Origin of the sequence: Pseudomonas sp. RIT-PI-o, from assembly GCF_001297215.1 — a bacterium.
In the GTDB taxonomy this organism is placed as follows: Bacteria; Pseudomonadota; Gammaproteobacteria; order Pseudomonadales; family Pseudomonadaceae; genus Aquipseudomonas; species Aquipseudomonas moraviensis_A.
Map to the genome: position 1 here is coordinate 234,258 of NZ_LHPA01000024.1, position 25,201 is coordinate 259,458.

The 25,201-nt window shown below is 60.6% G+C and carries 21 protein-coding genes; 9 read left to right on the forward strand and 12 right to left on the reverse strand.

All coding sequences use genetic code 11. The annotated features are described in order from the left end of the window. Positions 1 to 4 precede the first annotated feature (4 nt). Both AEQ63_RS16210 and yjiA read left to right on the forward strand, forming a co-directional pair. Entirely contained in the window at positions 5 to 202 is a 198-nt protein-coding gene (locus AEQ63_RS16210) for a YbdD/YjiX family protein (RefSeq protein ID WP_003228401.1), read from the forward strand. Positions 203 to 353: 151 nt separating this feature from the next. After that, positions 354 to 1,325, forward strand: a complete 972-nt coding sequence (yjiA, locus tag AEQ63_RS16215; RefSeq protein WP_064364097.1) for a GTPase — start codon at positions 354 to 356, stop codon at positions 1,323 to 1,325. A 98-nt stretch (positions 1,326 to 1,423) separates the two neighbouring features. On the opposite strand, the gene AEQ63_RS16220 is transcribed toward yjiA, so the two are convergent. The 5 genes from AEQ63_RS16220 to morA form a co-directional block, all read right to left on the reverse strand. Beyond that, on the reverse strand, positions 1,424 to 2,128 hold the full coding sequence (locus AEQ63_RS16220; protein ID WP_042610516.1) for a GntR family transcriptional regulator: 705 nt from the start codon (positions 2,126 to 2,128) through the stop codon (positions 1,424 to 1,426). Positions 2,129 to 2,146: 18 nt separating this feature from the next. Then, the gene (locus AEQ63_RS16225; protein WP_064364098.1) at positions 2,147 to 2,851 is read right to left on the reverse strand and encodes a FadR/GntR family transcriptional regulator; all 705 of its coding nucleotides are present in this window, start codon (positions 2,849 to 2,851) and stop codon (positions 2,147 to 2,149) included. A gap of 49 nt (positions 2,852 to 2,900) precedes the next feature. Then, a complete protein-coding gene (locus AEQ63_RS16230) occupies positions 2,901 to 4,214 on the reverse strand; it encodes a C4-dicarboxylate transporter DctA (RefSeq protein ID WP_064364099.1) in 1,314 nt (437 codons plus the stop codon). A 329-nt stretch (positions 4,215 to 4,543) separates the two neighbouring features. Next, a complete protein-coding gene (glyA, locus tag AEQ63_RS16235; protein ID WP_064364100.1) occupies positions 4,544 to 5,797 on the reverse strand; it encodes a serine hydroxymethyltransferase in 1,254 nt (417 codons plus the stop codon). Between the two features lie 234 nt (positions 5,798 to 6,031). Then, the gene (morA, locus tag AEQ63_RS16240; RefSeq protein ID WP_042610513.1) at positions 6,032 to 9,880 is read right to left on the reverse strand and encodes a cyclic di-GMP receptor MorA; all 3,849 of its coding nucleotides are present in this window, start codon (positions 9,878 to 9,880) and stop codon (positions 6,032 to 6,034) included. A 286-nt stretch (positions 9,881 to 10,166) separates the two neighbouring features. Between morA and ettA the strand changes: the two genes are divergently transcribed. Both ettA and gdhA read left to right on the forward strand, forming a co-directional pair. Continuing rightward, positions 10,167 to 11,831, forward strand: a complete 1,665-nt coding sequence (gene ettA, locus AEQ63_RS16245) for an energy-dependent translational throttle protein EttA (protein ID WP_016773108.1) — start codon at positions 10,167 to 10,169, stop codon at positions 11,829 to 11,831. A gap of 349 nt (positions 11,832 to 12,180) precedes the next feature. Next, positions 12,181 to 13,518, forward strand: coding sequence for an NADP-specific glutamate dehydrogenase (gene gdhA, locus AEQ63_RS16250; protein ID WP_064364101.1), 1,338 nt, complete (start codon positions 12,181 to 12,183; stop codon positions 13,516 to 13,518). Here the strand turns inward: gdhA and AEQ63_RS16255 are convergent. The 4 genes from AEQ63_RS16255 to AEQ63_RS16270 form a co-directional block, all read right to left on the reverse strand. After that, positions 13,515 to 14,009: a GreA/GreB family elongation factor gene (locus tag AEQ63_RS16255; protein ID WP_064364102.1), complete on the reverse strand. Its 495-nt coding sequence runs from the start codon at positions 14,007 to 14,009 to the stop codon at positions 13,515 to 13,517. The genes gdhA and AEQ63_RS16255 overlap by 4 nt on opposite strands. 70 nt (positions 14,010 to 14,079) lie before the next feature. Next, entirely contained in the window at positions 14,080 to 14,436 is a 357-nt protein-coding gene (locus tag AEQ63_RS16260) for a hypothetical protein (protein ID WP_064364103.1), read from the reverse strand. Positions 14,437 to 14,646: 210 nt separating this feature from the next. Further along, positions 14,647 to 16,500: an Lnb N-terminal periplasmic domain-containing protein gene (locus tag AEQ63_RS16265; protein ID WP_064364104.1), complete on the reverse strand. Its 1,854-nt coding sequence runs from the start codon at positions 16,498 to 16,500 to the stop codon at positions 14,647 to 14,649. A gap of 95 nt (positions 16,501 to 16,595) precedes the next feature. Then, the gene (locus AEQ63_RS16270; protein WP_007909797.1) at positions 16,596 to 17,084 is read right to left on the reverse strand and encodes a DUF3015 domain-containing protein; all 489 of its coding nucleotides are present in this window, start codon (positions 17,082 to 17,084) and stop codon (positions 16,596 to 16,598) included. A gap of 302 nt (positions 17,085 to 17,386) precedes the next feature. On the opposite strand from AEQ63_RS16270, the gene AEQ63_RS16275 reads away from it, so the two are divergent. Then, complete coding sequence (locus AEQ63_RS16275; protein ID WP_042610508.1) at positions 17,387 to 19,825, forward strand: Lon protease family protein; 2,439 nt, start codon at positions 17,387 to 17,389, stop codon at positions 19,823 to 19,825. 321 nt (positions 19,826 to 20,146) lie between these two features. After that, positions 20,147 to 20,467, forward strand: a complete 321-nt coding sequence (locus tag AEQ63_RS16280) for a PA4575 family protein (RefSeq protein ID WP_016773114.1) — start codon at positions 20,147 to 20,149, stop codon at positions 20,465 to 20,467. Here AEQ63_RS16280 and AEQ63_RS16285 read toward each other — a convergent pair. Further along, on the reverse strand, positions 20,464 to 22,293 hold the full coding sequence (locus AEQ63_RS16285; protein WP_064364105.1) for a hypothetical protein: 1,830 nt from the start codon (positions 22,291 to 22,293) through the stop codon (positions 20,464 to 20,466). The genes AEQ63_RS16280 and AEQ63_RS16285 overlap by 4 nt on opposite strands. A gap of 160 nt (positions 22,294 to 22,453) precedes the next feature. On the opposite strand from AEQ63_RS16285, the gene AEQ63_RS16290 reads away from it, so the two are divergent. From AEQ63_RS16290 to AEQ63_RS16300, 3 genes are all read left to right on the forward strand, one after another. Beyond that, complete coding sequence (locus AEQ63_RS16290) at positions 22,454 to 22,942, forward strand: TIGR00645 family protein (protein WP_016773116.1); 489 nt, start codon at positions 22,454 to 22,456, stop codon at positions 22,940 to 22,942. 132 nt (positions 22,943 to 23,074) lie between these two features. Next, complete coding sequence (locus AEQ63_RS16295) at positions 23,075 to 23,380, forward strand: DUF6482 family protein (RefSeq protein ID WP_042610506.1); 306 nt, start codon at positions 23,075 to 23,077, stop codon at positions 23,378 to 23,380. 120 nt (positions 23,381 to 23,500) lie between these two features. Then, positions 23,501 to 24,118, forward strand: coding sequence for an FKBP-type peptidyl-prolyl cis-trans isomerase (locus AEQ63_RS16300; protein ID WP_016773117.1), 618 nt, complete (start codon positions 23,501 to 23,503; stop codon positions 24,116 to 24,118). 130 nt (positions 24,119 to 24,248) lie between these two features. Here AEQ63_RS16300 and AEQ63_RS16305 read toward each other — a convergent pair whose 3' ends face one another. Both AEQ63_RS16305 and AEQ63_RS16310 read right to left on the reverse strand, forming a co-directional pair. Beyond that, complete coding sequence (locus AEQ63_RS16305; protein WP_016773118.1) at positions 24,249 to 24,506, reverse strand: PA4570 family protein; 258 nt, start codon at positions 24,504 to 24,506, stop codon at positions 24,249 to 24,251. A gap of 204 nt (positions 24,507 to 24,710) precedes the next feature. Beyond that, positions 24,711 to 25,052, reverse strand: coding sequence for a zinc ribbon domain-containing protein YjdM (locus AEQ63_RS16310; protein WP_016773119.1), 342 nt, complete (start codon positions 25,050 to 25,052; stop codon positions 24,711 to 24,713). Positions 25,053 to 25,201 lie beyond the last annotated feature (149 nt).

Sequence of the window (25,201 nt, forward strand, 5' to 3'; positions counted from 1 at the left end):
CAGCATGTTCAATGACCTGAGTCGCCTCGGTAAATACCTCGGTCAGGCCGCGCGCCTGATGGTCGGCATGCCCGACTACGACACCTACGTCGAGCATATGCAAACCAAGCACCCGGATAAACCGGTGATGAGCTACGAGATGTTCTTTCGGGAACGTCAGGAAGCCCGTTACGGTGGCAAGGGTGGGCCGAAGTGCTGTTGAGCTGACAGCCTGCGGTTGAGGTAATCCCCCTGTGGGAGCGAGTCTGCTCGCGAAGTGGAGAGTCAGTTGATGAGTGATTTGACTGGCACACCGCTTTCGCGAGCAGGCTCGCTCCCACATTTTTTTTGTGTTTCTTTAAGGAGATCGGGTTTTGTCTTCTCCCATTCCGGTAACGGTACTCAGCGGTTTCCTCGGCGCCGGCAAGACCACCTTGCTGCGTCATTTACTGAAAGCCGAGCACGGTCTGAAAATCGCCGTGATCGAGAACGAATTCAGCGACGCCGGGATCGACACCCAACTGCTCGGTGACGAGCCGGTGCAGGTCATGACCCTGGCCAACGGCTGCGTCTGCTGCACCATTCACACCGACCTGACCAAGGCGCTGTACTTGCTGCTCGAGCGCCTGGACAGTGGCGAAATCGCCTTCGATCGTCTGGTGATCGAATGCACCGGTCTGGCCGATCCGGCGCCGGTAGCGCAGACGTTCTTCATCGATGAAGAGCTGCGCGAGCGTTATCTGCTCGACGGCATCATCACCTTGGTCGACGCCGCTCACGCCGATGTGCACCTGACCCAGACCATCGCCCAGGCGCAGATCGGTTTCGCCGATCGCTTGCTGGTGAGCAAGACCGATCTGGTCGATGAGGCGACGTTCACCGCATTGAGCGAACGCCTTACGCGAATCAACCGTCGCGCGCCGATCCGCGTGGTCGAGCATGGCAACATTGATCTGGCCGAACTGCTGGATGTGCGCGGCTTCAACCTCAATGCTGATCTGGGCGGCGGTTTGAGCCTGCGTCCGGTGAGCAAGGCACCCTCGATCGATCGCATCTCCAGCCTGGTGCTGCGCACCGATCAGGCACTGGATATTGATCAGCTCAGCGAGTTCATGAACGAACTGCTGGAAGAGCACGGCAAGCAATTGCTGCGCTACAAAGGCGTGCTGAATATCGCCGGGGAAGATCGACGGCTGGTGTTTCAGGGGGTGTTGAAGCTTTATGGTTTCGACTGGGACACCGAATGGGCCGAAGGCGAAGCGCGAGAGAGTGTGATCGTGTTTATTGCCGATGACTTGCCGGAAGAGAAGATTCGGGCGGGGTTTGCCAGGGTGGCCTCTGCCTGATGGGTTTGTAGTGTCAATGATGACGCCATCGCGAGCAGGCTCACTCCTACAGGGGAACGCGTTTCAAATGTAGGAGTGAGCCTGCTCGCGATAGCAATCTAACCTGCAACACAATGCTCAAGGTCTGAACCCAGCAATGTCTGCTCAAGATGATCCAGATGCCGATTCATCAGCATGCCAGCCTTGGAAGCGTCTCCACGCTCCACCGCTTCAACCAGCGCTTTGTGTTCCTGCCAGGCGCAACAACTGTGCGTAGAACCCTCACATCGCGCAATCGCCAATGACGTCAGCGGCACCAGACTGTCAAGAAAATGCGCCAACGGTGCATTCCCCGCCATCCGCGCCAACTGCAGATGAAACTCCCCCGACAAGCGAATCGCCGCCCCGCGCCGATCCTGCTCGACGGCGCGCTTCTCGCGTTCGATCAACGTGCGCAGACGTTGTAGCTCATCTGCACGCGAGCGCTGACACGCCAACCGCACCAGGGTGCTTTCAGCCAGCCGCCGCGCATGCAGCGTCTGCCGGATCAGCTCTCGATCGGGCGCCGCCACTCGCGGCCGATGATTGGCGCGCAGCACCACGATCTGTTCATGGGACAACTGCGTCAGTACCCGCCGCACATCGGCGCGGCTGGCACTGAACATCGCCTTCAGACTGTCCTCGGTAAACCGGCTGTGTTCATCGATACGCTGCTCGAGGATCGCGTCGAACACTCGCGGATACAGATCCTCCACCGGCGTGCGCAGGCCAGGGAAGGGCAGGGCAGTGGAGTGCGCATGCGAGGCTGAAGCAAAACTGTTCATGGCCGTTCTCCTGGCAAATCAGGTGGGCAGGTTGTCGTCCGGGATATTCAGCTCGACGCCCATGCGCTGGCCTTCGCGCAGAATGTGCCGGCGCATTTCCGCGCTGGCCTGAGCGCTGTTCTTGCTGCGGATCGCGCGGACCACGGCTTCGTTTTCTTCCAGACGCTCAGCCAGATGTTCCGGGGAATTGCGCAACACGTCGGCGCTTTGCTTGAGGGCGTTGCTGGTCTGCTGTACCACGCTCGGGAAAATCGGGTTCGAGGTCAGCGTGAACAGTTCTTCGTGGAAGGCGATGTAGGCGCTGACCCCGGCTTCACTGTCACCGGCCTCGAGGGCTTCGCGCATGTCCATCAGGGTCAGGCGCAACTGGCCGACTTCCTTGCTGCTGATCGATTGCGCGACCAGCCCGACGATGAACGGCTCGAGGGTGTAGCGCAGTTGCAGCACGTCTTCGAGACTGGCGCCGGCCACCGCGCTGTCGTGGCTCTGGCTGTCGCTGAGTTGCGCATCGAGGACGACCACGCCTTTGCCCGGCATCGAGCGCACCAGACCGAGGGTTTCGAGGACGATCACCGCTTCGCGCAGACTCGGCCGGCTGATGCCCAGTTGTTCGGCCAGTTCGCGCTGGCCCGGCAGCATGTCGCCTGTGCGCCACTGGCCACGAGCCAACGCGGCGCGGAGCTTTTCCACCACTGAATTGACGACGGTTGAAGTTGTAATCACGTATTGGCTCCCTGCGCCGTGCCTGCCAATCAGCAGGCACGGCACTCATTCAAAATTCTTTGGCCGCCGCCTGAGCGACGGTTTTTCGCGGTTGAAAGTTATAGCCCTGTTCGCCGTTGAGCACCTTGTTCGCGCGCTGCACGTCGATGTCCTTTTCCCAGCGGGCGATGGCCACGGTGGCGACGCAGTTGCCGATCAGGTTGGTCAGCGCGCGGCCGATGCCCATGAACCAGTCCACGGCCAGCACCAGCACCAGACCGACCACGGGAATCGCCGGGATTGCGGTCAAAGTCGCCGCGAGAATCACCAGCGCCGATCCGGGAATGCCGTGGGCGCCTTTCGAGGTGATCAGCGACACCAGCAGAATCGTCAGCAAATCAGTCATCGCCAGTGGTGTGCCGGTGGCGTTGGCGATGAACACGATGGCCAGGGTCAGGTAGATCGAGAACCCGTCGAGGTTGAACGAGTACCCGGTCGGGATCACCAAGCCGACGGTGGAGCTGCCGATACCGAGGTGTTCGAGCTTGCGCATGATCTGCGGCAGCACGGCGTCGGAAGAAGCGGTGCCCATGACGATCAGCAGTTCTTCACGCAGGTATTTGAGCAGCGGCCACATGCGCAGGCCGGAAACGCGCATCACCAGACCGAGAATCAGCGCGACGAAGGCGACGCAGGTCAGGTAGAACAGACCGACCAGGCTGCCCAGGTGTTGCAGCGAATCGAGGCCGTATTTGCTGGTGGTGAAGGCGATGGCGCCGAACACGCCGATCGGCGCCAGCCGCACGATCATGCCCATGATGCGGAAGATCACATGGCTGAGTTCGTTGATCAGCCGCGAGATCCCGGACGCCGCTTCGCCGACCAGATTCAGCGCACTGCCGAACAGCACCGAGAACAGCAGCACTTGCAGAATGTTGTTGTCGGCGAAGGCACCGATCACCGAGGTCGGGATCAGGTCCATCAGGAATTGCGTGGTGGTGTGCATGTGCTGGCTGCGTTCAGCGAGGTCGCCCATGTCGGCGCTGGAGAGTTGCTCAAGATGAATATTCGCGCCGCTGCCGATGCCGGTACTGAAAGCGAACACCAGGCCGATCACCAGGGCGATGGTGGTCAGCACTTCAAAGTAGATCACCGATTTGAGGCCGATGCGCCCGACCTTCTTCAGATCGCCCGCGCCGCTGATGCCGCTGACCACCACGCAGAACACGATCAGGCCGATCAGCATCTTGATCAGTTTGATAAAGCCATCGCCGAGCGGTTTCAGTTGGGCGGAGTATTCGGGAAGGGTCAGCCCGCAGACGATGCCGAGCATCAGTCCGAGAACCACTTGAAGGAAGATTGAACGCGAGCACCATCTGAGCATGGGAGGAATCCTGGGTCGGTGTCCTGGCTGCCGCACGCGTTGCGCATCGGATTCAGGACTTAATTATTGTGGTCTTACCGGTATGTCCAGTGCAGGCGCAGTCTAGGCTTGGGTTTTTCCTGATTACAAGTGGGCAGCATGAAATTGGCATGACCGGTCTGACCGGTGGTCCAGAAGCCAAGATCGCAGCCTCCGACAGCTCCTGCATTTGAAATGCGATTTTCCCGTAGGAGCTGCCGAAGGCTGCGATCTTTTGATCTTTTCAACAGGCGAAAAAAAACCGGCCAATCACTTGGCCGGTTTTTCATGCTGCAGGTTTAACGTCGCACTTAAGCGCCGTACACCGGCAGTTTCTTGCAGATGGCTTTGACTTTCTCACGAACGGCATCGATCACCGCTTCGTTGTTCAGGTCAGCCAGGATGTCGCAGATCCAGCCGGCCAGCTCTTTGCACTCGGCCTCTTTGAAGCCGCGCGTGGTCACAGCCGGGGTACCGAAGCGCAGGCCGGAGGTGACGAACGGCGAGCGTGGATCGTTAGGCACGGAGTTCTTGTTCACGGTGATGAACGCTTTACCCAGTGCGGCGTCGGCGTCTTTACCAGAGATGTCCTGCTTGATCAGCGACAGCAGGAACAGGTGGTTTTCAGTACCGCCGGACACCACGTCGAAACCGCGCGCGATGAACACTTCGGCCATGGCCTTGGCGTTTTTCACCACTTGTTGCTGGTAAGCCTTGAACTCAGGCTGCAGCGCTTCCTTGAAGCAGATCGCCTTGGCCGCGATCACGTGCTCCAGCGGGCCACCCTGAGCGCCCGGGAATACTGCGGAGTTGAGCTTTTTCTCGATCTCGGCGTTGGCCTTGGCCAGGATCAGACCGCCACGTGGACCGCGCAGGGTCTTGTGGGTGGTAGTGGTCACGACATCAGCGTACGGCACCGGGTTCGGGTAGACGCCAGCGGCAACCAGACCGGCAACGTGAGCCATGTCGACGAACAGGTAGGCGCCGATCTTGTCAGCGATTGCGCGGAAGCGCGGGAAGTCGAGGATCTGCGAGTAGGCAGAGAAACCGGCGACGATCATTTTCGGCTTGTGCTCGACTGCCAGGCGCTCGACTTCGTCGTAGTCGATCAGGCCGTTGGCGTCGATGCCGTACTGGATGGCGTTGTACAGCTTGCCCGAGGAGGAAACGCTGGCGCCGTGGGTCAGGTGACCGCCGTGGGCCAGGCTCATGCCCAGAATGGTGTCGCCGGCCGACAGCAGGGCCAGGTAGACAGCAGCGTTGGCTTGGGAACCGGCGTGCGGCTGAACGTTGGCGTAATCGGCGCCGAACAGTTCCTTGGCGCGGTCGATGGCCAATTGTTCAACCACGTCGACGTATTCGCAACCACCGTAGTAACGCTTGCCCGGATAGCCTTCAGCGTACTTGTTGGTCAGGACCGAGCCTTGAGCTTCCATCACCGCTGGGCTGGTGTAGTTTTCCGAAGCGATCAGCTCAATGTGTTCTTCCTGACGCTGAGCTTCTTGCTCCATGGCGGCAAAAAGGTCGGCGTCGTACTTGGCAATAGTCAAATCACGGCTGAACATGGCGGTCCTCAAGGATCGGGGGCAGAAAAGGGGGGCATTCTAACCCAACCGCTTTTGGATGACATATGAAACGACATCATGTCGCAGACAAGTGGCGTTCATGACGGGATCAGCGGTGATCGGGTGGTTGTGTGGCGAGGGAGCTTGCTCCCGCCGGGCTGCGCAGCGGCCCCAAAACCCTGTGAGCGCTGCGCACTCAAGCGGGAGCAAGCTCCCTCGCCACAATTGCGTGTTCTAGTCGAACATGAACAGCGCGTCGTTGCAGAACTGCGCCTCGAACCGCCCCGCCGGCATCGGCCGTCCGAACAGATAACCCTGCACCTCATCGCAGCCATGCTCACGCAGAAAGTCCAGTTGCTCGTGGGTTTCCACGCCCTCGGCAATTACCGCCAGGTTCAGGCTGTGGGCCATGGCGATAATTGCCCGGGCGATCTGCGCGTCCTGTTCGCCGGACGGCAGGCCGTCAACGAAGGTGCGGTCGATCTTCAGCACGTCGATCGGGAATTGCTTGAGGTAGTTCAGCGATGAATAACCGGTGCCGAAGTCATCGACTGCGATACTCAGGCCGAGGTTTTTCAGTCCGGCAAGAATCTGCATTGCCTCGCTGACTTCGCGCATCAGGATACTTTCGGTCAGTTCCAGTTCCAGACACGCCGGTGGCAGGCCGGTTTCCCGCAGGATGGTGGCAATCCGGGTGCCCAACTGGCCGTCGGAGAACTGCCGTGCGGAAATGTTCACCGAGACCTTCGGCACCCGCACCCGCTGCTGGTGCCAGGTTTTCAGCTGTCGACAGGCCTCGCTGATGACCCAGTCGCCAACGTCCACCACCAGCCCGAGCTCTTCCAGCACCGGAATGAAATCCCCCGGCGGCACCAGTCCACGCCGCGGATGGCGCCAGCGCAGCAGCGCTTCGGCGCCGGTCAAACGTTTGCCGTCGCCGCTGAACTGTGGCTGGTAATACAGGACGAATTCGTTCTGCTCCAGCGCATGACGCAAATCGCTTTCCAGCTCCAGACGTTCCAGCGCACTGGCGTTCATGTCGGCCTGATAGAACTGGAAGTTGTTCTTGCCGCGTTCCTTGGCGTGGTACATCGCGGTGTCGGCGTTCTTCATCAACTGGCTGAGTTCGTTGCCGTCCTGCGGGCTCAGGGCAATGCCGATACTGGCGGTGACGAAGAACTCGCGGCCCTCGAGCACGAACGGCCGCACCAGGCTGGCGAGGATCTGCTCGGCCACATGAATCGCCCGGTTCAGCGCCAGTTCACGGCTGGAGCGATGCTGCAACAGCAAGGTGAATTCGTCACCACCCATGCGCGCCACGGTGTCGTCGTCATCGACGCAGGCCAGCAGACGCGTGGCCATGTCCTTGAGCATGCGGTCGCCAGCGGCGTGGCCAAGTGAGTCATTGATCGGTTTGAAACGGTCGAGGTCGAGGAACATCAGCACCACCCACGACTTCTGCCGTTCGGCCGCTTGCAGTGCGGTGTGCAGACGGTCCTGGAACAGCGTGCGGTTCGGCAGGTGGGTGAGGGCGTCGTAGTAGGCGAGGCGGTGGATGCGCTGCTCGCTGGCCTTGCGCTCGCTGATGTCGCTGAAGAAACACACGTAACTGGCCAGATCGCCTTCGTCGTCGAGCACGGCGGTGATGCCGACCCACGCCGGGTAATGCTCGCCGTTGCGGCGCTTCATCCACACTTCGCCTTCCCAGGTGCTGTGCTCGTGCAACTGCTTGAGCACGTAGCGCAGGTGCGCGTCCTGCTGCTCGTCGACGGTGAGCATGTTCGGCAATTGGTCGAGGACTTCGCTGACTGTGTAACCGCTGACCCGACTGAACGCTTCGTTGGCCTGGACGATGTAGCCGGCCGGGTCGGTGATCAGGATCGCCGAGGTCGAGTGCTCGAATACCGTAGCAGCCATGCGCAGGTCTTTCTCGGCACGGCGCTGCTGACTGATATCGCGGCCGACGCCGAGCACGCCTTCGAACGCGCCGTGTTCGTCCCAGACCAGCACCAGGCGCAGTTCGATCGGAATCTTCCGGCCGTCGGCGCGCAGGCAATCGAACAGGAACAGCTGGGTTTGCACCTGACTGCGCAGCAACGCCAGTTGCTCGGGCTTGTCCAGCGCTTTGCTGACGCGGTCCATCAGCGTGTAGATGCCGTTCAACTGCCCGGGGTTGGCGATGGTCGATTGCCAGCCATTCTGGAAAATCCATTCGGCGTTGTAGCCAAGCACAGCCTGCACCGACGGGCTGACGTAGTTCAGCGAAAGCTTGGAGTCGGTGGAGAAAATCACGTCGCTGATGCTTTCGGCGAGCATGCGGTAGCGCTGCTCGCTGTCACGCAGCGATTCGCTGGCCTCGATCTGTTCGGTGATGTCCTTGGCGACGCCGATGATCCGCGTGACCTGATCGTGCTTGTCCCGCGCCAGTGCCTGTTCACGAATGTCAAAGCGCCGCCACTTGCCGTCGCGATGGCGGAAGCGCAGCTGGCATTGCAACAGCTGGCTGTAACCGGCGTGGCGCTGCAACTGCCGCGAACGATGGTAATAGTCGGCGTCTTCCGGGTGCAGGAGGATTTCCCAGAAGTATTCGCCCATCTGATGCAGTTCAGTGCGGTTGTATCCCAGGGTCTGGCCGAGGTGGTGGTTGCTGAAAATCATCCGCTGGCTGATCACGTCCTGCACATACAGATGATCCGGCACGGTACGCACCACGTCCGACCAGAAGCCTTCGCGCTCCAGCAACGACAGCTCGATCAGCTTGCGGCTGGTGATGTCGTTGATGCTGAGGATCACCGCTTTATAGTCGTGCTGCTCGCTCGGCAGGCGCAGGACCATCCACAGGTGCTGGTCGCGGCCATTGCTGTTGGGCAGTTTGATTTCCAGTTCCAGCTGCTTCTGCTGCTGCAGCACGGCGTCGAGGATCTGCTGACCGATCGCGCACTGCGGATGGCGCTGGCCGTCGATCAGCAGTTGCCAGGCATCGTCGCAGGAATGCACATCGAGCAGTTGCAGGGCGACCTGATTGACCTCGGTAACGCGCATTTCCGCGAGCAATTGCTGGCGCTGCTGCGGTTGGTCGAGCCAGGCCTTGAGCTGGTCGCTGGTCTGGATCTGCGCCTTGTCGAACATCTGCTTGAGGCCGGACAGGTCAAGCACGCACAAGGCCACGCCGGTGCCTTCGAAAATGTCCTGATAGCGCCGCCGGCCTTCATGCACCTGGCGCTGGCGGCGGCGCATGTTGAGCAGGGCAATCACCGGCAGCATCGAGAACGCCAGGCCGAGCAGGCATTTGCCGATGAACGCCGGCAGCAATTCTTCCAGCACGCGCTGGCGGTCGAACAGCCCGCGCAATTGCCAGTCGCTGCTGCTCAGCGGCACGGTCAGCACGGTGTTGGCGACATCGTCGGGGGTCAGCCCGCCAGCCTTGGCCGAGGGCAATCCGGCTTCGCGGCTGATGATCTGGTGATTGAGGCGGTTTTCCACCAGCCACAATGGGCGCAGGGCGGTGGCGTCCTGTTTGGTCAGCGAGTCGAAGAACGTCGGCGTCAAGCGCAACGCCCAGTAACCGCGGCTGCTGCCGCTGGCCTGATGCAACAGCAGGTGCACCACCGAGCCGTCATCGGCGTTGCTGAAGTAATGCGCCTGGGCGCGGCTGCGGCGTACCAGTTCGGTCAGGTAATCGGCGTCGGAGCTGTCGCTGGCGCTGTCGCTGATGATCCGGCCGGAGGGCGAGAGCAGGGCCATGCTGCGCAGATCGGGCAGCGAGCGCTGCAGTTTGCGCAAGAGCATCTGCTGTTCGTCGGCGGTTTGCGGTTGCTCGACGATCGGTAGCAGATTGAGGGCGATTTGCGCGTTCAGCGCCATGTTCAGGCTGACTTGCGCGGCGAGGTCGGCGGTGTAGTCGATGGTGTACTGGCGCTGGTTCTTCTGGGTTTCACGCAATTGATCGAGCAGTTGCCAGAACAGCAACGCGAGCAATAACAGCACGAGGGTGGCCAGCGCCCCCTTCAATGTCCCGCGCAGGGGCGAGCCGGGCGCCGGTGGGGTGCTGCTCACAGAGGCTGGCGGAGTGACATTGGTCAAGCTGTGATCCTGCGATTTGGCTGGACTGGCGCGACGTGCACTATAAGCCGGACGCCCGAAGGGCGGCTAGCATGCCTTGAGTTGTGGCGAAGTGCCAGCCCCTCTCGGCTGGACTGCCACCGGTCATTCAGGTAGCTTTGCCGGTTAGACGGGGGCGTTCCAGCCCCTACAATCAGACTTTTTCCAGCGCGCACGCATTGATCGTGATCAAGTGAACGACGCGCACAGTCTGGCCAGGCATCGCCTGCGCTCCAATCATTCATCTGTCACTGACCCAAGGTTCTCCATGGCTCAATACGTCTTCACCATGCATCGGCTGGGCAAAGTTGTTCCGCCGAAGCGGGAAATCCTCAAGAACATTTCGCTGTCCTTCTTCCCCGGCGCCAAGATCGGCGTGCTCGGCCTCAACGGTTCGGGTAAATCCACGCTGCTGAAAATCATGGCCGGCGTCGATACCGAGTTCGAAGGCGAAGCCCGTCCGATGCCGGACCTGAACATCGGTTACCTGCCGCAAGAGCCGCAGCTCGACCCCGCCAAGACCGTACGTGAAGTGGTCGAGGAAGCGGTCAGCGTGATCAAGGATGCGCAAGCGCGCCTGGACGAGGTCTACGCCGCCTACGCCGACCCGGATGCCGACTTCGACAAGCTCGCCGCTGAACAGGCCAAGCTCGAAGCGATCCTGCAGGCCAGCGATGGTCACAACCTCGAGCGCCAGCTGGAAGTCGCCGCCGATGCGCTGCGCTTGCCGGCCTGGGACGCGAAAGTGGAACACCTGTCCGGTGGTGAAAAGCGTCGTGTCGCCCTGTGCCGTCTGCTGCTGTCCGCCCCGGACATGCTGCTGCTCGACGAACCGACCAACCACCTGGATGCCGACTCCGTGGCGTGGCTGGAGCATTTCCTCCACGACTTCCCGGGCACAGTGGTCGCGATCACGCACGACCGGTACTTCCTCGACAACGTTGCCGGCTGGATTCTGGAACTCGACCGCGGCGCGGGCATTCCTTACGAGGGCAACTATTCGGGCTGGCTCGAAGCCAAGTCCGATCGTCTGGCCCAGGAGTCCAAGCAGCAGTCGGCTCATGAAAAAGCCATGAAAGAAGAACTGGAGTGGGTGCGCAAAGGCGCCAAGGCCCGCCAGTCGAAATCCAAGGCACGTCTGCAACGCTTCGAAGAAATGCAATCGCAGGAATTCCAGAAGCGCAGCGAAACCAACGAGATCTATATCCCGGCCGGTCCGCGCCTGGGCGACAAGGTCATCGAGTTCAAGAACGTCACCAAGGGTTACGGCGATCGCGTGCTGATCGACAACCTGTCGTTCTCCATGCCGAAGGGCGCCATCGTCGGCGTGATCGGTGGTAACGGTGCCGGTAAGTCGACGCTGTTCCGCATGCTCATGGGCAAGGAAACCCCGGATTCGGGCAGCATCGAAATCGGCGAAACCGTGCAACTGGCCTGCGTCGACCAGAGCCGCGAAGACCTCGACGGCAGCAAGACCGTGTTCCAGCAGATCTCCGACGGTTCCGACCAGATCCGCATCGGCAACTACGAGATCCCGTCGCGCACCTACGTCGGCCGCTTCAACTTCAAGGGCGGCGACCAGCAGAAGTTCGTCAAGGATCTGTCCGGCGGTGAGCGCGGTCGTCTGCACCTGGCGCTGACCCTGAAGGAGGGCGGCAACGTCCTGCTGCTCGACGAACCGTCCAACGACCTCGACGTGGAAACCCTGCGTTCGCTGGAGGAAGCCCTGCTGGACTTCCCGGGCGCCGCCATTGTGATCTCCCACGATCGGTGGTTCCTTGACCGTGTCGCCACGCACATCCTGGCGTACGAAGACGACTCGCAAGCGGTGTTTTTCGAAGGCAACTACACCGAGTACGAAGCCGATCGCAAGAAACGCCTCGGCGAAGCAGCGGCCCAGCCACACCGGGTACGTCACAAGAAACTGGCCTGATATCGGGTTGGTTGCAGAAAGAGCGGAGCCTTCGGGCTCCGTTTTTTTTGCCCGGTTTTTTTCAGCGGGACCGAGGTGTGGCCATCGCGAGCAGGCTCACTCCTACATTTGAAATGCGTTCCCCTGTAGGAGTGAGCCTGCTCGCGATAGCTGTATAACTGGTGGTGCATTGCTTGAATCCAGACTCCCCACTCAGGTGCAAAATCAGCTCAAAAAACCGCCTGATTTATATCCTGTGCACCATTTAATTTCATAACTGCGACATTTTGCTCTGTTCCTGTGCGCAACTCGTTTGTTACAGTCCGGCCCAATCTCCTCCAACGACAATAAATTTGCCGAGACTTTTCCCATGATCGAATCCGTCGAATCCTTCCTCGCGCGCCTGAAAAAACGTGACCCGGACCAGCCCGAATTTCACCAGGCTGTCGAGGAAGTCCTGCGCAGTCTGTGGCCGTTTCTCGAAGCCAATCCGCATTACCTGACCTCGGGGATTCTCGAGCGCATCTGCGAGCCGGAACGCGCCGTGGTGTTCCGTGTGTCGTGGGTCGATGATCAGGGCAAGGTGCAGGTCAATCGCGGCTTCCGTATCCAGATGAACAGCGCAATTGGCCCGTACAAGGGCGGCTTGCGTTTTCATCCGTCAGTAAACCTTGGCGTGCTGAAATTCCTCGCCTTCGAACAGACCTTCAAGAACTCTCTGACGTCGCTGCCCATGGGCGGCGGCAAGGGCGGTTCGGACTTCGATCCGAAGGGCAAGAGCGATGCCGAAGTCATGCGCTTCTGCCAGGCGTTCATGAGCGAGCTGTACCGCCACATCGGCGCCGACGTTGACGTGCCGGCCGGCGATATCGGCGTCGGGGCGCGGGAAATCGGTTTCCTCTTTGGTCAGTACAAACGCCTGAGCAACCAGTTCACCAGCGTCCTCACCGGCAAAGGCATGACCTACGGCGGCAGCCTGATTCGCCCGGAAGCCACCGGCTTCGGTTGCGTGTACTTCGCTGAAGAAATGCTCAAGCGCCGCGGGCAGACGGTGGAAGGCAAGCGTGTGGCGATTTCCGGTTCCGGTAACGTCGCGCAATACGCGGCGCGCAAGGTCATGGACCTCGGCGGCAAGGTGATCTCCCTGTCCGACTCCGAAGGCACGCTGTATTGCGAAGCCGGTTTGAGCGAAGAACAGTGGCGGGCGCTGCTGGGACTGAAAAACGTCAAACGCGGGCGCCTCAGCGGATTGGCGGGCGCTCATGGCCTGGAGTTCCGCGCCGGACAGCATCCATGGTCGCTGCCCTGTGACATCGCACTGCCTTGCGCGACGCAGAACGAACTCGATGCCGAGGCCGCGCGCACGCTGCTGGGCAACGGCTGCGTGTGCGTTGCCGAAGGCGCGAACATGCCGACCACGCTGGAGGCTGTGGATACCTTAATCGAGGCGGGCATTCTCTTTGCGCCGGGCAAAGCTTCGAATGCCGGCGGCGTGGCCGTGAGCGGTCTGGAGATGTCGCAGAACGCCATGCGCCTGCTGTGGACAGCGGGAGAGGTAGACAGCAAGCTGCACGCGATCATGCAATCGATCCACCACGCCTGCGTGCATTACGGCGAAGACAACGGTCAGGTCAATTACGTCAAGGGCGCGAACATCGCCGGTTTCGTCAAAGTCGCCGATGCGATGCTGGCGCAAGGCGTGGTTTAAGCCGGTTCGATGCGGATCACTTCGATCAGTTGATCGCCGGCAGGCCGCTGCCACAACACTTCATCATTGAGCCGGGCGCCGAGCAAGGCTCGGCCCAGCGGTGAGGCCCAGTTGATCAGGCCCTGACTGGCGTCGGCCTGATCCTCACCGACCAATCGCACGCGGTGTTCTGTGTCGTGCTCGTCAGCAAAAGTCACCCAACTGCCGATCTGCACCTTGTCGGTGGAAGTCGCGGCGACAGCCACTTGGGCACTGCTCAGGCGTTGAGTGAAATACCGCAGATCCCGTTGCAGATCCGCCAGTCGCTGCTTGTCGGCCTGCTCGCCCTTGGCCGTTTGCTCGGCGTGCAGGCTTTGCAGTTCGGCGACCTTCGCCTGCAACTGCGCCAGGCCCTGCGGCGTGACGTAGTTGGGCTGCGTGCTGACCTGGCGTTCGACCGGCTGATCGGCCTGCGCGGCGGCGTTGTCTTCGTTGACGAATGCGCGACTCATGAAGTCCTCCTATTAAAGGATTTGGGCCATGGTTGGCGGCATTTGGTTTCAACGGATGTCTGCAAGCGACCTATTGCGAGCGATAAGCCCGCCCGACGTCCTGATCCTTCTGCTGCTGCCAGGCGCGTTCGCGCTCATCCCAATGCTCGTTGCGGTATTGCTCGCGATCCTTGTTTTCCAGCATCGCCTGGCATTGGCGAAAGCCATCGACCCAGCCTTCGGCGTATTGCTGGTCCTTGAGATAGCGCGGCACGTTCTTGCGAAACTCGCCGCTGATCGAACCCGCCGCTTGCCGGCCACTGACGCAACCGTCATCGAAGCCGTCGGCGAAGGCCGGTGGATAACCCTTGGCGATCAAGTCTTCATGAGTGGTCTGGCAACCGCCCAGCGCCAGGACAACGCCCAACAACCCCACGCACCGCCACATCGCACTCTCCCGCGCCGGTTTTCGGCTGATACGGGAAGTCTAGAAGGGTATTGGTCAGGTGTCGGTGAAAGGCGTGTGAGTAATTCGTTGAACAGCACAGATCCCCTGTAGGAGTGAGCCTGCTCGCGATAGCAATCTATCAGTCGATGATAGAGCGACTGGAATACCGCTATCGCGAGCAGGCTCACTCCTACAGGGGCATGTCCGGGATCAGTAGTGATACCACTTCACTTCGAGCATGACTTCGGTTTCGGGTGTGGCGAGGTGGCTGAACTCGCGCTGCGCGCTCAAACGCAAACCGAGGTTGCGCGACAGCTCCCATTGCTGGTTCAGGCTCAGGCTGCGGCGCACTTCGCCGTTGAAGAAATAATCGCCCTTGGCCTCCAGGCTCAGGTTGCCCAGCGGGTTTTTCCACAGCACGCCGGTATTGAAGCCACCGGCCGGGGAAACAAACTCGGCGAAGTCGTTGTTGTGTTCCACGCGTACCGTGCCAAGGGCAAAGCCGAGTACGTCTTCGCCCAACTGCCACGTACCGCCGCCGCCACCGTTGACGTGGCTGACCAGTGTTTCGTCATCATGCTTGCCCGGCACGCGCTCGAGGCCGCCGGTGACCTGCCAGGACAGCGGCTGCAGCAGCTCGTTGCGCGGTGTCAGCGAACGAATGGTGGCCAGATCCAGTTGCTGCAACTGCCAGTCATTGCCTTCGTACTGACGCAGCTTCAGTTGCAGGATCTCGATCTGTGCGCCGAGGGGAAAGCTTTCGGCGTTGTCGTTGAGGTCGTGATAGGCCATGCGCAGGCCATATTCGCCAAAGGCGCGATCACCGCGCGTACCGAGGCCGGCCTGCCAGGTGCGGGACTCGTGGCCATCTTCGGGCAGACCGGGTTGCGGAATTTCCAGCTCCGGCGCCGGGTTCTTGTTGATCGCGCGCAGCAGTTCGAAGCTGCGCTGCGCTCTCTGCGGGTCGCGTTCCTGGCCGTTGGCGCGGTAGCGCTCCAGACGATAGGCGGCATCGACGATCAACGCCTGACGCGCGCGGGGCAGGGCTTTGAACGTTGACTCTTGCAGGACTTTTTGATCGGCGCTGACCTTGAGCACCCATTGCTGTTCTTCATCGCTCAACGGCTCGGCGCGGCTGAGCAGTTCACGTTCGCGGGACGGGCGATATTCGATGTGCTCGACCAGCCCGGCCTCTTTCACCGCTTTGACGGTGTCGGTCGGGATTGCGGTCAGCGGGAATTGTTCGGTCAGGCGCAGGCTCGGCCGCGCCACTTGCAGCAGCTCAAGCAAGCGATACGAGCAGTTTTCGTCGAAGAAGAAATAGTCGAACTGGATCTGCTTGAGCTCCCACACATGCTCGACCATGCGTGCGGTTTCTTCCTGGGTCAGGTTGAGCCGGTATTCCCACAGGTCGCGGTTTTCCAGGCTGCGGTATTCAGAGAGCTTTTCCTGATACGGCACCAGTGCAAACAGCCCCGGGTAGCCGCCCATCAAGCCTTTCCAGGCATACAGAATGCTGTTGTCCGAGCCCTCGATGTAGGCGCCGAAGTTGATCGCGTAGCTGAGCAGCGAGGTCTTGTCGGCCTGCACGTCCGCCTGGTCAATGCGCAGCAAGGTGTGGCCGAACATCGACGAAGGGCTGTTGAGATACGCCGCCGGGAAAATCATCACCGCGCTGTGCGGCGAGACGTCCTTGAACCATTTTTTATATTCCGCGCACTCCGGCGCGGGCAGGTCGGAGAGATTGAGCTGTGCTTTCAGCCAGCGTGTACGCGCCGGGTAAACGCATTGGGCGTGTTGCTCGCCGAGGCTGGCCGGGGCGTACAGCGCCTGCACGGTGGCGGCCAGTTCGCGGTCCGGATGTTCGTTGCCATCGGGGGCGAGAAAGAATTTCTTGTCGCTGACATAGCTGCGCCAGCCGCCGAGCTTGGCGGTTTCGTAATGACCGAGGGAAATCCAGAAGCGGTCGTTGGCCAGTTGCTGCAAACGTTGAGGATCGATGTGAGGCGCGGCGGACAGCGGGGCGCAGACACAGAGCGCCAGCCAGGCAAGGCGTTTGAGCATAGTCGGCAACTTGAACAGGAAAGAAATAAAGACCCAAAGAGGGACGGGCCGAAAAAACAAAACCCGCTCCCCGAAGGAAGCGGGCGGGGTCGAGCTTAAGCCTGAGTTGCGTACTTGGCCAGACGTGGGTCCGATTTCAGTACCGCCAGGGTGTTGGTATGCACGTCTTCAGCGGTCACGTCAGCTTTGCTGAAGATCTGCTGGAAGTGCTCGTGGGTCACGGCCGCGAAATGCGCGCGGTCTTCCGGTGCTACGCCCAGTACCACGGCATAGGTGGTCAGCGCTTCGCCGTTGCCTTTGGCCATGTCTTCGGACAGCTCGTTCATCATGCCATTCATGGCGAACCAGGATTTGCCGCCGTAGGTCAGCGACGCGTTGGTCGAGCAACCGTTGGTGCCGGAAGTCATACCGAACGTGGCGTTACCGGAAGTGCCGTTGGTGGTGGAAGCAAGGAAGTGCGCCGGGGTGCCACGCTGACCTTCGAACAGCATGTTGCCCCAACCGCAATCCGGGCCGCCCGGGGCTTGCGCCATTGCGTTGATGGATACAGCGGTGAAGAGAGTACCGAGAAGAATCCGTTTCATAGCTTTGTTCTCTTTATGTGCATACCAATGGACAGGGTTCTGGCCTTTCGTACTCTGCCCGAGGACAGCGCCGAAAGTGTCAGTGGGCCGGTATTAGTTCCAGCCGCGCAGTTTGGAGTTTAGGCACGTTCCAGCGGTTCCGTGACTTTTTGCAAAATATTTGGAATAAACCTCTGATTTATCGGGACGCGCCGACCCGCCGCGCGCTTGTCTATGCTTTGTCATGTGGCGCGCCTTGCCAGTGGGGCACGGGCAGCGCCAGAATGCCGCTACCTGCCCCGCCTGATTGTTAAGGAAGCCCGATGCCTGATCCTGTTGCTGCCAGCCTGCGTCTTGCGCCCGAAGCGCTGACTCGTCCGTTTTCCGCTGAACAGTTCAGCTTCACTACCACCAATGATCTGGAGCCCTTTCGCGGTGTGCTCGGCCAGGAGCGCGCGGTCGAAGCCTTGCAGTTCGGTGTGGCGATGCCACGCCCCGGTTACAACGTATTCGTCATGGGCGAGCCGGGCACCGGCCGCTTCTCGTTCGTCAAACGCTACCTGAAAGCCGAGGGCAAGCGCCTGCAGACCCCGGCAGACTGGGTCTACGTCAACAACTTCGATGAGCCGCGCGAACCGCGCGCACTGGAGCTGCCATCGGGCACGGCGGGCTCGTTCATCGGCGACATCAACGGCTTGATCGACAACCTGCTGGCGACTTTCCCGGCCGTCTTCGAACACCCTTCGTATCAGCAGAAAAAAAGCGCCATCGACCGCGCCTTCAACCAGCGCTACGACAAGGCGCTGGACATCATCGAGCGCCTGGCCCTGGAAAAAGACGTCGCCCTGTACCGCGACAGCAGCAACATCGCTTTCACGCCGATGCTCGACGGCAAGGCCCTCGACGAAGCTGAATTCGCGCAGTTGCCGGAAGCCGAGCGCGAGCGTTTCCACGACGACATTTCCGGCCTCGAAGAGCGCCTGAACGAAGAACTCGCCAGCCTGCCGCAGTGGAAGCGCGAGTCGAACAATCAACTGCGTCAGCTCAACGAAGAAACCATCACCCTGGCGTTGCAGCCGTTGCTGGCGCCGCTGTCGGAGAAGTACGCGGAAAACGCTGCGGTCTGCGGTTACCTGCAGGCCATGCAGGTCTACCTGCTGAAAACCGTGGTCGAGCAACTGGTCGATGACAGCAAGACCGACGCCGTCGCGCGCAAGTTGCTGGAAGAGCAATACGCACCCAGCCTGGTGGTCGGGCATCCGGCCAGCGGCGGTGCACCGGTGGTTTTCGAGCCGCATCCGACCTATGAAAACCTGTTCGGTCGCATCGAGTACACCACCGATCAAGGTGCGCTCTATACAACCTATCGACAGTTGCGCCCGGGCGCGCTGCATCGCGCCAATGGCGGTTTCCTGATTCTCGAAGCAGAAAAAATGCTCAGCGAGCCGTTCGTGTGGGATGCGCTGAAACGCGCCCTGCAATCGCGCAAACTGAAAATGGAATCGCCGCTGGGCGAGATGGGCCGCTTCGCCACCGTGACCCTCAATCCGCAGCACATTCCGTTGCAGGTCAAAGTCATCATCATCGGTGCGCGGCAGTTGTATTACACGCTGCAGGACCTCGATCCGGACTTCCAGGAGATGTTCCGCGTTCTGGTCGACTTCGACGAAGACATCCCGATGGTCGACGAAAGCCTCGAGCAGTTCGCCCAACTGCTGAAAACCCGCACTTCGGAAGAAGGCATGGCGCCGTTGACCGCCGATGCGGTGGCGCGGCTGGCGACCTACAGCGCACGGCTGGCCGAGCATCAGGGACGCTTGTCGGCGCGTATCGGCGATCTGTTCCAACTGGTCAGCGAGGCCGATTTCATCCGCCATCTGGCCGGCGATGAGATGACCGATGCCGGGCATATCGAGCGAGCTTTGAAAGCCAAGGCCACCCGCACCGGGCGCGTCTCGGCGCGGATTCTCGACGACATGCTCGCCGGGATCATCCTCATCGACACCGATGGTGCGGCGGTCGGCAAGTGCAACGGTCTGACGGTGCTGGAAGTCGGCGACTCGGCGTTCGGTGTGCCGGCGCGGATCTCCGCCACGGTGTACCCGGGCGGCAGCGGTATCGTCGACATCGAGCGTGAGGTCAACCTCGGCCAGCCGATCCACTCCAAGGGCGTGATGATTCTCACCGGCTATCTGGGCAGCCGTTACGCGCAGGAATTCCCGCTGGCGATCTCGGCGAGCATCGCCCTCGAGCAGTCCTACGGCTACGTCGATGGCGACAGTGCGTCGCTGGGCGAGGCGTGCACGCTGATTTCGGCGCTGTCGAAAACGCCGCTCAAGCAGTGCTTCGCCATCACCGGTTCGATCAACCAGTTCGGTGAGGTGCAGGCGGTCGGCGGGGTCAACGAGAAGATCGAAGGCTTCTTCCGCCTCTGCGAAGCGCGCGGCCTGACTGGCGAGCAGGGCGCGATCATTCCTCAGGCCAACGTCGCCACGCTGATGCTCGACGAGAAAGTCCTCGCCGCCGTACGCGCCGGGCAGTTCCATGTCTACGCAGTGCGGCAGGCCGATGAGGCGTTGAGCCTGCTGGTCGGCGAGCCGGCCGGTGAGCCGAATGCCGATGGCGAATTCCCCGAAGGCAGCATCAATGCCCGCGTGGTCGAGCGCCTGCGCGATATCGCCGAGATGATCAGCGAAGAGGACCTGAAAGAGGCCGAGAAGGAACTGGCGCAAGAGGCCCTCGCCGAAGCCAAACCCGCTTAAGCCAAGCGCGGTCAAACTGTAGGAGTGAGCCTGCTCGCGATGGCGGAGTATCAGTCGACAAAAAGTTGCCTGACACTCCGCCATCGCGAGCAGGCTCACTCCTACATTTGTTTTGCAGATCAGGTTTTGCATTGATCTTCGGGGAATGTGTCACGACTCTGGCGCCAAACTTCACACAATGACCATTCGGCGCCTTCTGGTTCCATTTGGCTTGCGCGGGACACTTTTCTTCTATTCTCAGGTCAAGGATATCGACAGTATCACTGGATCGAGCCAGTCCTCCCGTGGGGCTGAATAACGGCTTTACCGAGGGTCGCCGCCATGTCGCGCAACCTCTGTCTCACCCGTCAATGCCTGGGTCTGGTGACCCGGATCGAATGCGCCGTCAAGCCGCTGGCCGGCGACAACGGCATGTGGACGCTGCTCTTCGCGGCCGGCATGGCCGGCGAACAACCTTCCGCGATCAAAGCCCAGGGCCCGTTCCACGGCCCGGTGGCGGCCGAGTCGATTCTCGACACCATCGTTGAAAGCCTGACCTTGCATGGCTACGAACTCGCCGATGATCCGCAGATCTGGAGCCTGCACCTGCAAGCTCAGTTGCGGCAGATCAACGGCGGTCGTGGGCGCAGCCTTAACGGTTAAGGCGCCGTCTGGTCCACCGGCGCCTTGTCGAGCTTGACCTCGAAGCCGTATTGCACGGTGGCGAGGTCGGTGCGCTGATAGGTTTCCACGCGAGTCGGGCGACCGTAAAAGTAGTGCACGCCGAGTAGCGCCGGGCCTTCGGTGCTGGCGTCGTGGCTGACCGAGAGAATCTGCTTGAGATAGTGGCCGCTGTCGTCCTTGACGAAGAAACGCCACTCGTTGGGCGGGAAGGCTTTCAGGTCGACCACCAGTGTGTTGTCCTTGATCGCCAGGCCTTTGGGCAATGACTGCGCGTCGTAGGATTGTTTCGCCACCGTGGCCAGAAACAGCGGCATCGAGCCCACGGCGATCGCCGGGGTTTCCGGAAACAGATTCAGATCATAAGTAATCGTCGCTTGCAGCGGATCGACCTGGTACGCCTCGGGTGGCAGCTCGATCGGCTCGTCGAGTTTGCCGCCGCGCTTTTCCGTGAAGAAGGTTACCGGGCTGACCCCGGGGTTGAGTTCGTCGCCAAGCAGTTCGTCGTTGAAAGTGCGGCGGTGGGAAAACTCGATACGCGCCGCGCTCGGCTCTTCCACGGATTGATGAATGCGCACGCCGGCCTTCAGTTGTTCTTCGGTCAGGTCCGCGCCTTTGAGCCAGTTCGCGGCGAGATCGTCGTAAACCACCACCGGCAGGTCAAGCGGCTGCACGGCTTTGGCCGTGGTGTGCGGATCGAAAGTGCGAACCGGCAGGTCCAGGGGTTTGCGCGTCACTGTCGCCGAGGAGAAGTCGAGCACGCTGACTTCCAGTGTGTCGATCGGGCCGTGGAAATACACCTTGTTGTAACGGCGCGGATGCTCTTTCTCGAAGGCTTGCTGATCGTCGCTGAGCTGTTTTTCCAGGGCGTCGCTCCAGCTCTTCTGCTTCTGTAACTGGGTGAGTTGGTGCTGATAAAACTCGACCTGCTCCGGGCTCTCGTTGATCGAACCGGCGCGCACCAGGTATTGGCCGCTGGCGTCGCGGGCCTGAACGATGAGCGGATTGATGCGGGCCTCGGCGACTTCTGCGGCCAATGGCAGGCTGTTGCTGACTTCGACCTCGGCGTAGTTCTTCTCCAGCTTGAGCAGTTTGACGCTGAGGTTGTCATTGCTGCGGGTCTGGCCGACGTCTTTCTGCGTCAGGTCGAAGCTGTACAGCCGCCGGGGCGCGATCACTTCGACCTGGCCTTGCAGGCTGACCGGTTGTGGCAGGCTTTTCTTGTCTACGTTGAGGCCATCGATGAACGGGTAGGTCACCGTCAGATCATCGGGGTTGGTCACGTTGGAGCTGGACGGGCTGAGCTGAATGCCCGGATCGGTTTCCGACCACTCCGGCTGCCAGGCGATCACGCGTTTGTTGCTCAGCGTCACCGAGTGCCACTCGATGCCGTGCGGGAACAGAAAACCGCCGGGAATGTTCAGGTTGAAAGGAAACACCGGTTGCAGGTCGGTGAGGTAATCCGAGCTGGCGTCCTTGTGCAGCACGAACAGGCCATTGATGAACGTATCGACCAGCGCCTGCGGGGTAGGGTAGTGCTTGAGCACGGCGAGGGCGTCGGCGCCGTATTCAGTGTGCGGCGTGATGTCGTCGAGCTTGAGTCGGGCCCGTTCCAGCAACAGCAGCGAACCGCCGAGTTCGGTGATGGCGTCCTTGAGCTTCGGATCGCTGATCGTGTCCAGTGACTGTTCGAACGTGGCCGTCTTTTCGTCGAGGTTGGCGACGTGCTTTTCATCGCCGGGCGAGCAACCACCGATGAGCAAGGCAAGGCAGATTCCGGCAGTCGTCAAGGCTGATCGCACATCCATTTCCACGCGTCCTGTCCACTGTCATTGGGCTGTCAATGCCTTGGACACTAGCAGAAAAACTTTGTCACACACACGCAGGTGGCGGATTTTCCGGCGGTTTCTGGCTGTCACAGCGGGCTGTTATACTCGCCGCCATTTCCAGCCCCTTGTGTGAGATTCAATGGAACGCTTTATTGAAAATGCAATGTACGCCACCCGCTGGCTGCTGGCGCCGATCTACATCGGCCTGTCCCTCGGTTTGCTGGCGCTGGCATTGAAGTTCTTCCAGGAAATCATCCATATCCTGCCCAACGTCTTCGCGATGGCCGAATCGGACCTGATTCTGGTGCTGCTGTCGCTGATCGACATGGCGCTGGTGGGTGGTCTGCTGGTGATGGTGATGATTTCCGGCTATGAGAACTTCGTCTCGCAACTGGATATCGACGAAGGCAAAGAGAAGCTCAGCTGGCTGGGCACCATGGACTCGTCGTCGCTGAAGATGAAAGTCGCAGCGTCGATCGTGGCGATTTCCTCGATCCACTTGCTGCGTATCTTCATGGACGCCAAGAATGTCGATCCCGAGCACCTGATGTGGTACGTGATCATTCACATGACATTTGTGGTGTCCGCGTTCGCCATGGGCTACCTCGACAAGGTCACCAAGCACTGATCAACCCTTCAAGTTACGAAGAACCGCCCGTCTGTTGCGAAACAGACGGGCGGTTTCGTTTGTGGCTTGTGCTTTCAAGCGCAGCGGCCTAACTCTGTAATGGTGCGATTCTCCACCGTTTGAGGTGCTTCCATGAACCTGCAAGAGTTGAACGCGTATGCCATCGCCGGCAAGGTCGATGAGTTGAATCTGATTTCCATGGAAGGCGGGATCTATCTGCTGGAAGCGCGCATGCACGGGGCGGCTCATCCGCTGCATGATCCGCTGGGCAAAACCCTGACTCTTCGTTCTGTCGAGCACGCGCGGGACATGCTGCATGCGTTTCCGGTGCTGCCGTTCAATCTGGTGCACACCTCGGTGCACGACGAAATGTGCGGTTTGGGCGGTGGCATCAATGAAAGCCTGAAAGTGCCGCTCGCCTGGCGCTCGGCGCTGTAGGGCCGGCCCCAGGCCCGGGGTATCTGTGCTAGTCTGCTCGCCCTTTTGGTTCCGGGCGCGCCGGGACGCGCTGTGCACGCACGGCAAGTCCTGTGGCCGTCCGCACAGCGGAGCAGTGTCATGTCCGAAGTAAATCTGTCCACCGACGAAACCCGCGTCAGCTACGGTATCGGCCGTCAACTTGGCGACCAGCTGCGCGACAACCCGCCACCGGGTGTCAGCCTGGACGCGATCCTGGCCGGTCTGACCGACGCTTTCGCCGGCAAGCCAAGCCGTGTTGGCCAGGAAGAAATGTCCGCCAGCTTCAAGGTGATCCGCGAAATCATGCAAGCCGAAGCGGCTGCCAAGGCTGAGGCCGCGGCTGGCGAAGGCCTGGCTTTCCTCGCGGAAAACGCCAAGCGTGACGGCATCACCACCCTGGCTTCCGGCCTGCAATTCGAAGTGCTGACCCAGGGCGACGGCGCCAAGCCGACCCGTGAAGACCAAGTGCGCACGCACTACCACGGCACGCTGATCGACGGCACTGTGTTCGACAGCTCCTACGAGCGCGGCCAGCCTGCCGAGTTCCCGGTTGGCGGCGTGATCGCTGGCTGGACCGAAGCCCTGCAACTGATGAACGCCGGCAGCAAATGGCGCCTGTACGTGCCGAGCGAACTGGCTTACGGCGCACAAGGCGTGGGCAGCATCCCGCCGCACAGCGTTCTGGTGTTCGACGTCGAGCTGCTGGACGTTCTGTAATCCCCAGCCTGCTTGATGGCAGGCCAATGTAGGAGTGAGCCTGCTCGCGAACGCGATGTGTCAGTTGTTGATTGGCTGGCTGACACACCGCTATCGCGAGCAGGCTCACTCCTACAGTTTTGACCGCGTTTCATATTTCGATCTTGTTGTGCAGCTCATTGGTCGGGCGCAATGCCCGGGCATAGCAGAACAGGAACAGATTGCGCACCAGCTCCTTGAGCACCAGCGGCTCGCTGGAATTGAGGCTGCTGACGTCCAGATCACCTTGATCCTGCAGTTCATGCAAGGCTTCTTCTTCAAGCACCGCACAGACTTCGCCGGTTTCCCGATGGAGGATTCTGAGGTACGGGTGTGGGCGATCCAGCCAGGCGTCGATCAAATAAGTCATGGGTCTCATCTCCTTGAAAGGTTTCAATGAGAATAATTCTTATTCATCAAATAGCAAGTGCCTATTGGCGGATCGTGGATTTTTCCAGATAAAGGTTGTGTCAGGTCAAAATGGCTGGCTGATGGCCATGCGCGGATTCATTGAGCTGAAGCGGGGAGGGCAACGCTCCATCCCACGGCTGGCGCGGGATGGATGACACAAGGCTCAGACTTTTCTGACGAACTCGGATTTGAGCTTCATCGGGCCGATGCCGTCGATCTTGCAGTCGATGTCGTGATCGCCATCGCACAGGCGGATGTTCTTGACCTTGGTGCCGACCTTGACCACCAGCGAGGTGCCCTTGACCTTGAGATCCTTGATCACGGTGATGGTGTCGCCGTCCTGCAGGACGTTGCCGACCGAATCTTTCTTCACGGCATCATCGGCCGCCACTTCGGCTTCGCCGCTGGCAGACCACTCGTGGGCGCACTCGGGGCAGACCAGTTGGGTGCCGTCTTCGTAGGTGTATTCGGAATTGCATTTCGGGCAGGGTGGCAACGTGCTCACTAAGGTTCCTTGGGTATCAGGAGGGCTAAAGGGCGCACATTGTATAGGGTTTTAGGCTGCGAAGGGCATAGCGCAGAAACAACTGTGGGAGCGAGCCTGCTCGCGAAAGCGCTGTGTCAGTCAACATTGAGTCGATTGGCAGATTGCTT

Bases quoted from the DNA above. Each gene is read 5' to 3' on its own strand.
- AEQ63_RS16210 (WP_003228401.1), top strand. From the start codon at position 5: ATGTTCAATGACCTGAGTCGCCTCGGTAAATACCTCGGTCAGGCCGCG.
- AEQ63_RS16220 (WP_042610516.1), bottom strand. From the start codon at position 2,128: ATGAACAGTTTTGCTTCAGCCTCGCATGCGCACTCCACTGCCCTGCCC.
- AEQ63_RS16230 (WP_064364099.1), bottom strand. From the start codon at position 4,214: ATGCTCAGATGGTGCTCGCGTTCAATCTTCCTTCAAGTGGTTCTCGGA.
- glyA (WP_064364100.1), bottom strand. From the start codon at position 5,797: ATGTTCAGCCGTGATTTGACTATTGCCAAGTACGACGCCGACCTTTTT.
- ettA (WP_016773108.1), top strand. From the start codon at position 10,167: ATGGCTCAATACGTCTTCACCATGCATCGGCTGGGCAAAGTTGTTCCG.
- gdhA (WP_064364101.1), top strand. From the start codon at position 12,181: ATGATCGAATCCGTCGAATCCTTCCTCGCGCGCCTGAAAAAACGTGAC.
- AEQ63_RS16255 (WP_064364102.1), bottom strand. From the start codon at position 14,009: ATGAGTCGCGCATTCGTCAACGAAGACAACGCCGCCGCGCAGGCCGAT.
- AEQ63_RS16260 (WP_064364103.1), bottom strand. From the start codon at position 14,436: ATGTGGCGGTGCGTGGGGTTGTTGGGCGTTGTCCTGGCGCTGGGCGGT.
- AEQ63_RS16265 (WP_064364104.1), bottom strand. From the start codon at position 16,500: ATGCTCAAACGCCTTGCCTGGCTGGCGCTCTGTGTCTGCGCCCCGCTG.
- AEQ63_RS16270 (WP_007909797.1), bottom strand. From the start codon at position 17,084: ATGAAACGGATTCTTCTCGGTACTCTCTTCACCGCTGTATCCATCAAC.
- AEQ63_RS16275 (WP_042610508.1), top strand. From the start codon at position 17,387: ATGCCTGATCCTGTTGCTGCCAGCCTGCGTCTTGCGCCCGAAGCGCTG.
- AEQ63_RS16280 (WP_016773114.1), top strand. From the start codon at position 20,147: ATGTCGCGCAACCTCTGTCTCACCCGTCAATGCCTGGGTCTGGTGACC.
- AEQ63_RS16285 (WP_064364105.1), bottom strand. From the start codon at position 22,293: ATGGATGTGCGATCAGCCTTGACGACTGCCGGAATCTGCCTTGCCTTG.
- AEQ63_RS16290 (WP_016773116.1), top strand. From the start codon at position 22,454: ATGGAACGCTTTATTGAAAATGCAATGTACGCCACCCGCTGGCTGCTG.
- AEQ63_RS16295 (WP_042610506.1), top strand. From the start codon at position 23,075: ATGAACCTGCAAGAGTTGAACGCGTATGCCATCGCCGGCAAGGTCGAT.
- AEQ63_RS16300 (WP_016773117.1), top strand. From the start codon at position 23,501: ATGTCCGAAGTAAATCTGTCCACCGACGAAACCCGCGTCAGCTACGGT.
- AEQ63_RS16305 (WP_016773118.1), bottom strand. From the start codon at position 24,506: ATGACTTATTTGATCGACGCCTGGCTGGATCGCCCACACCCGTACCTC.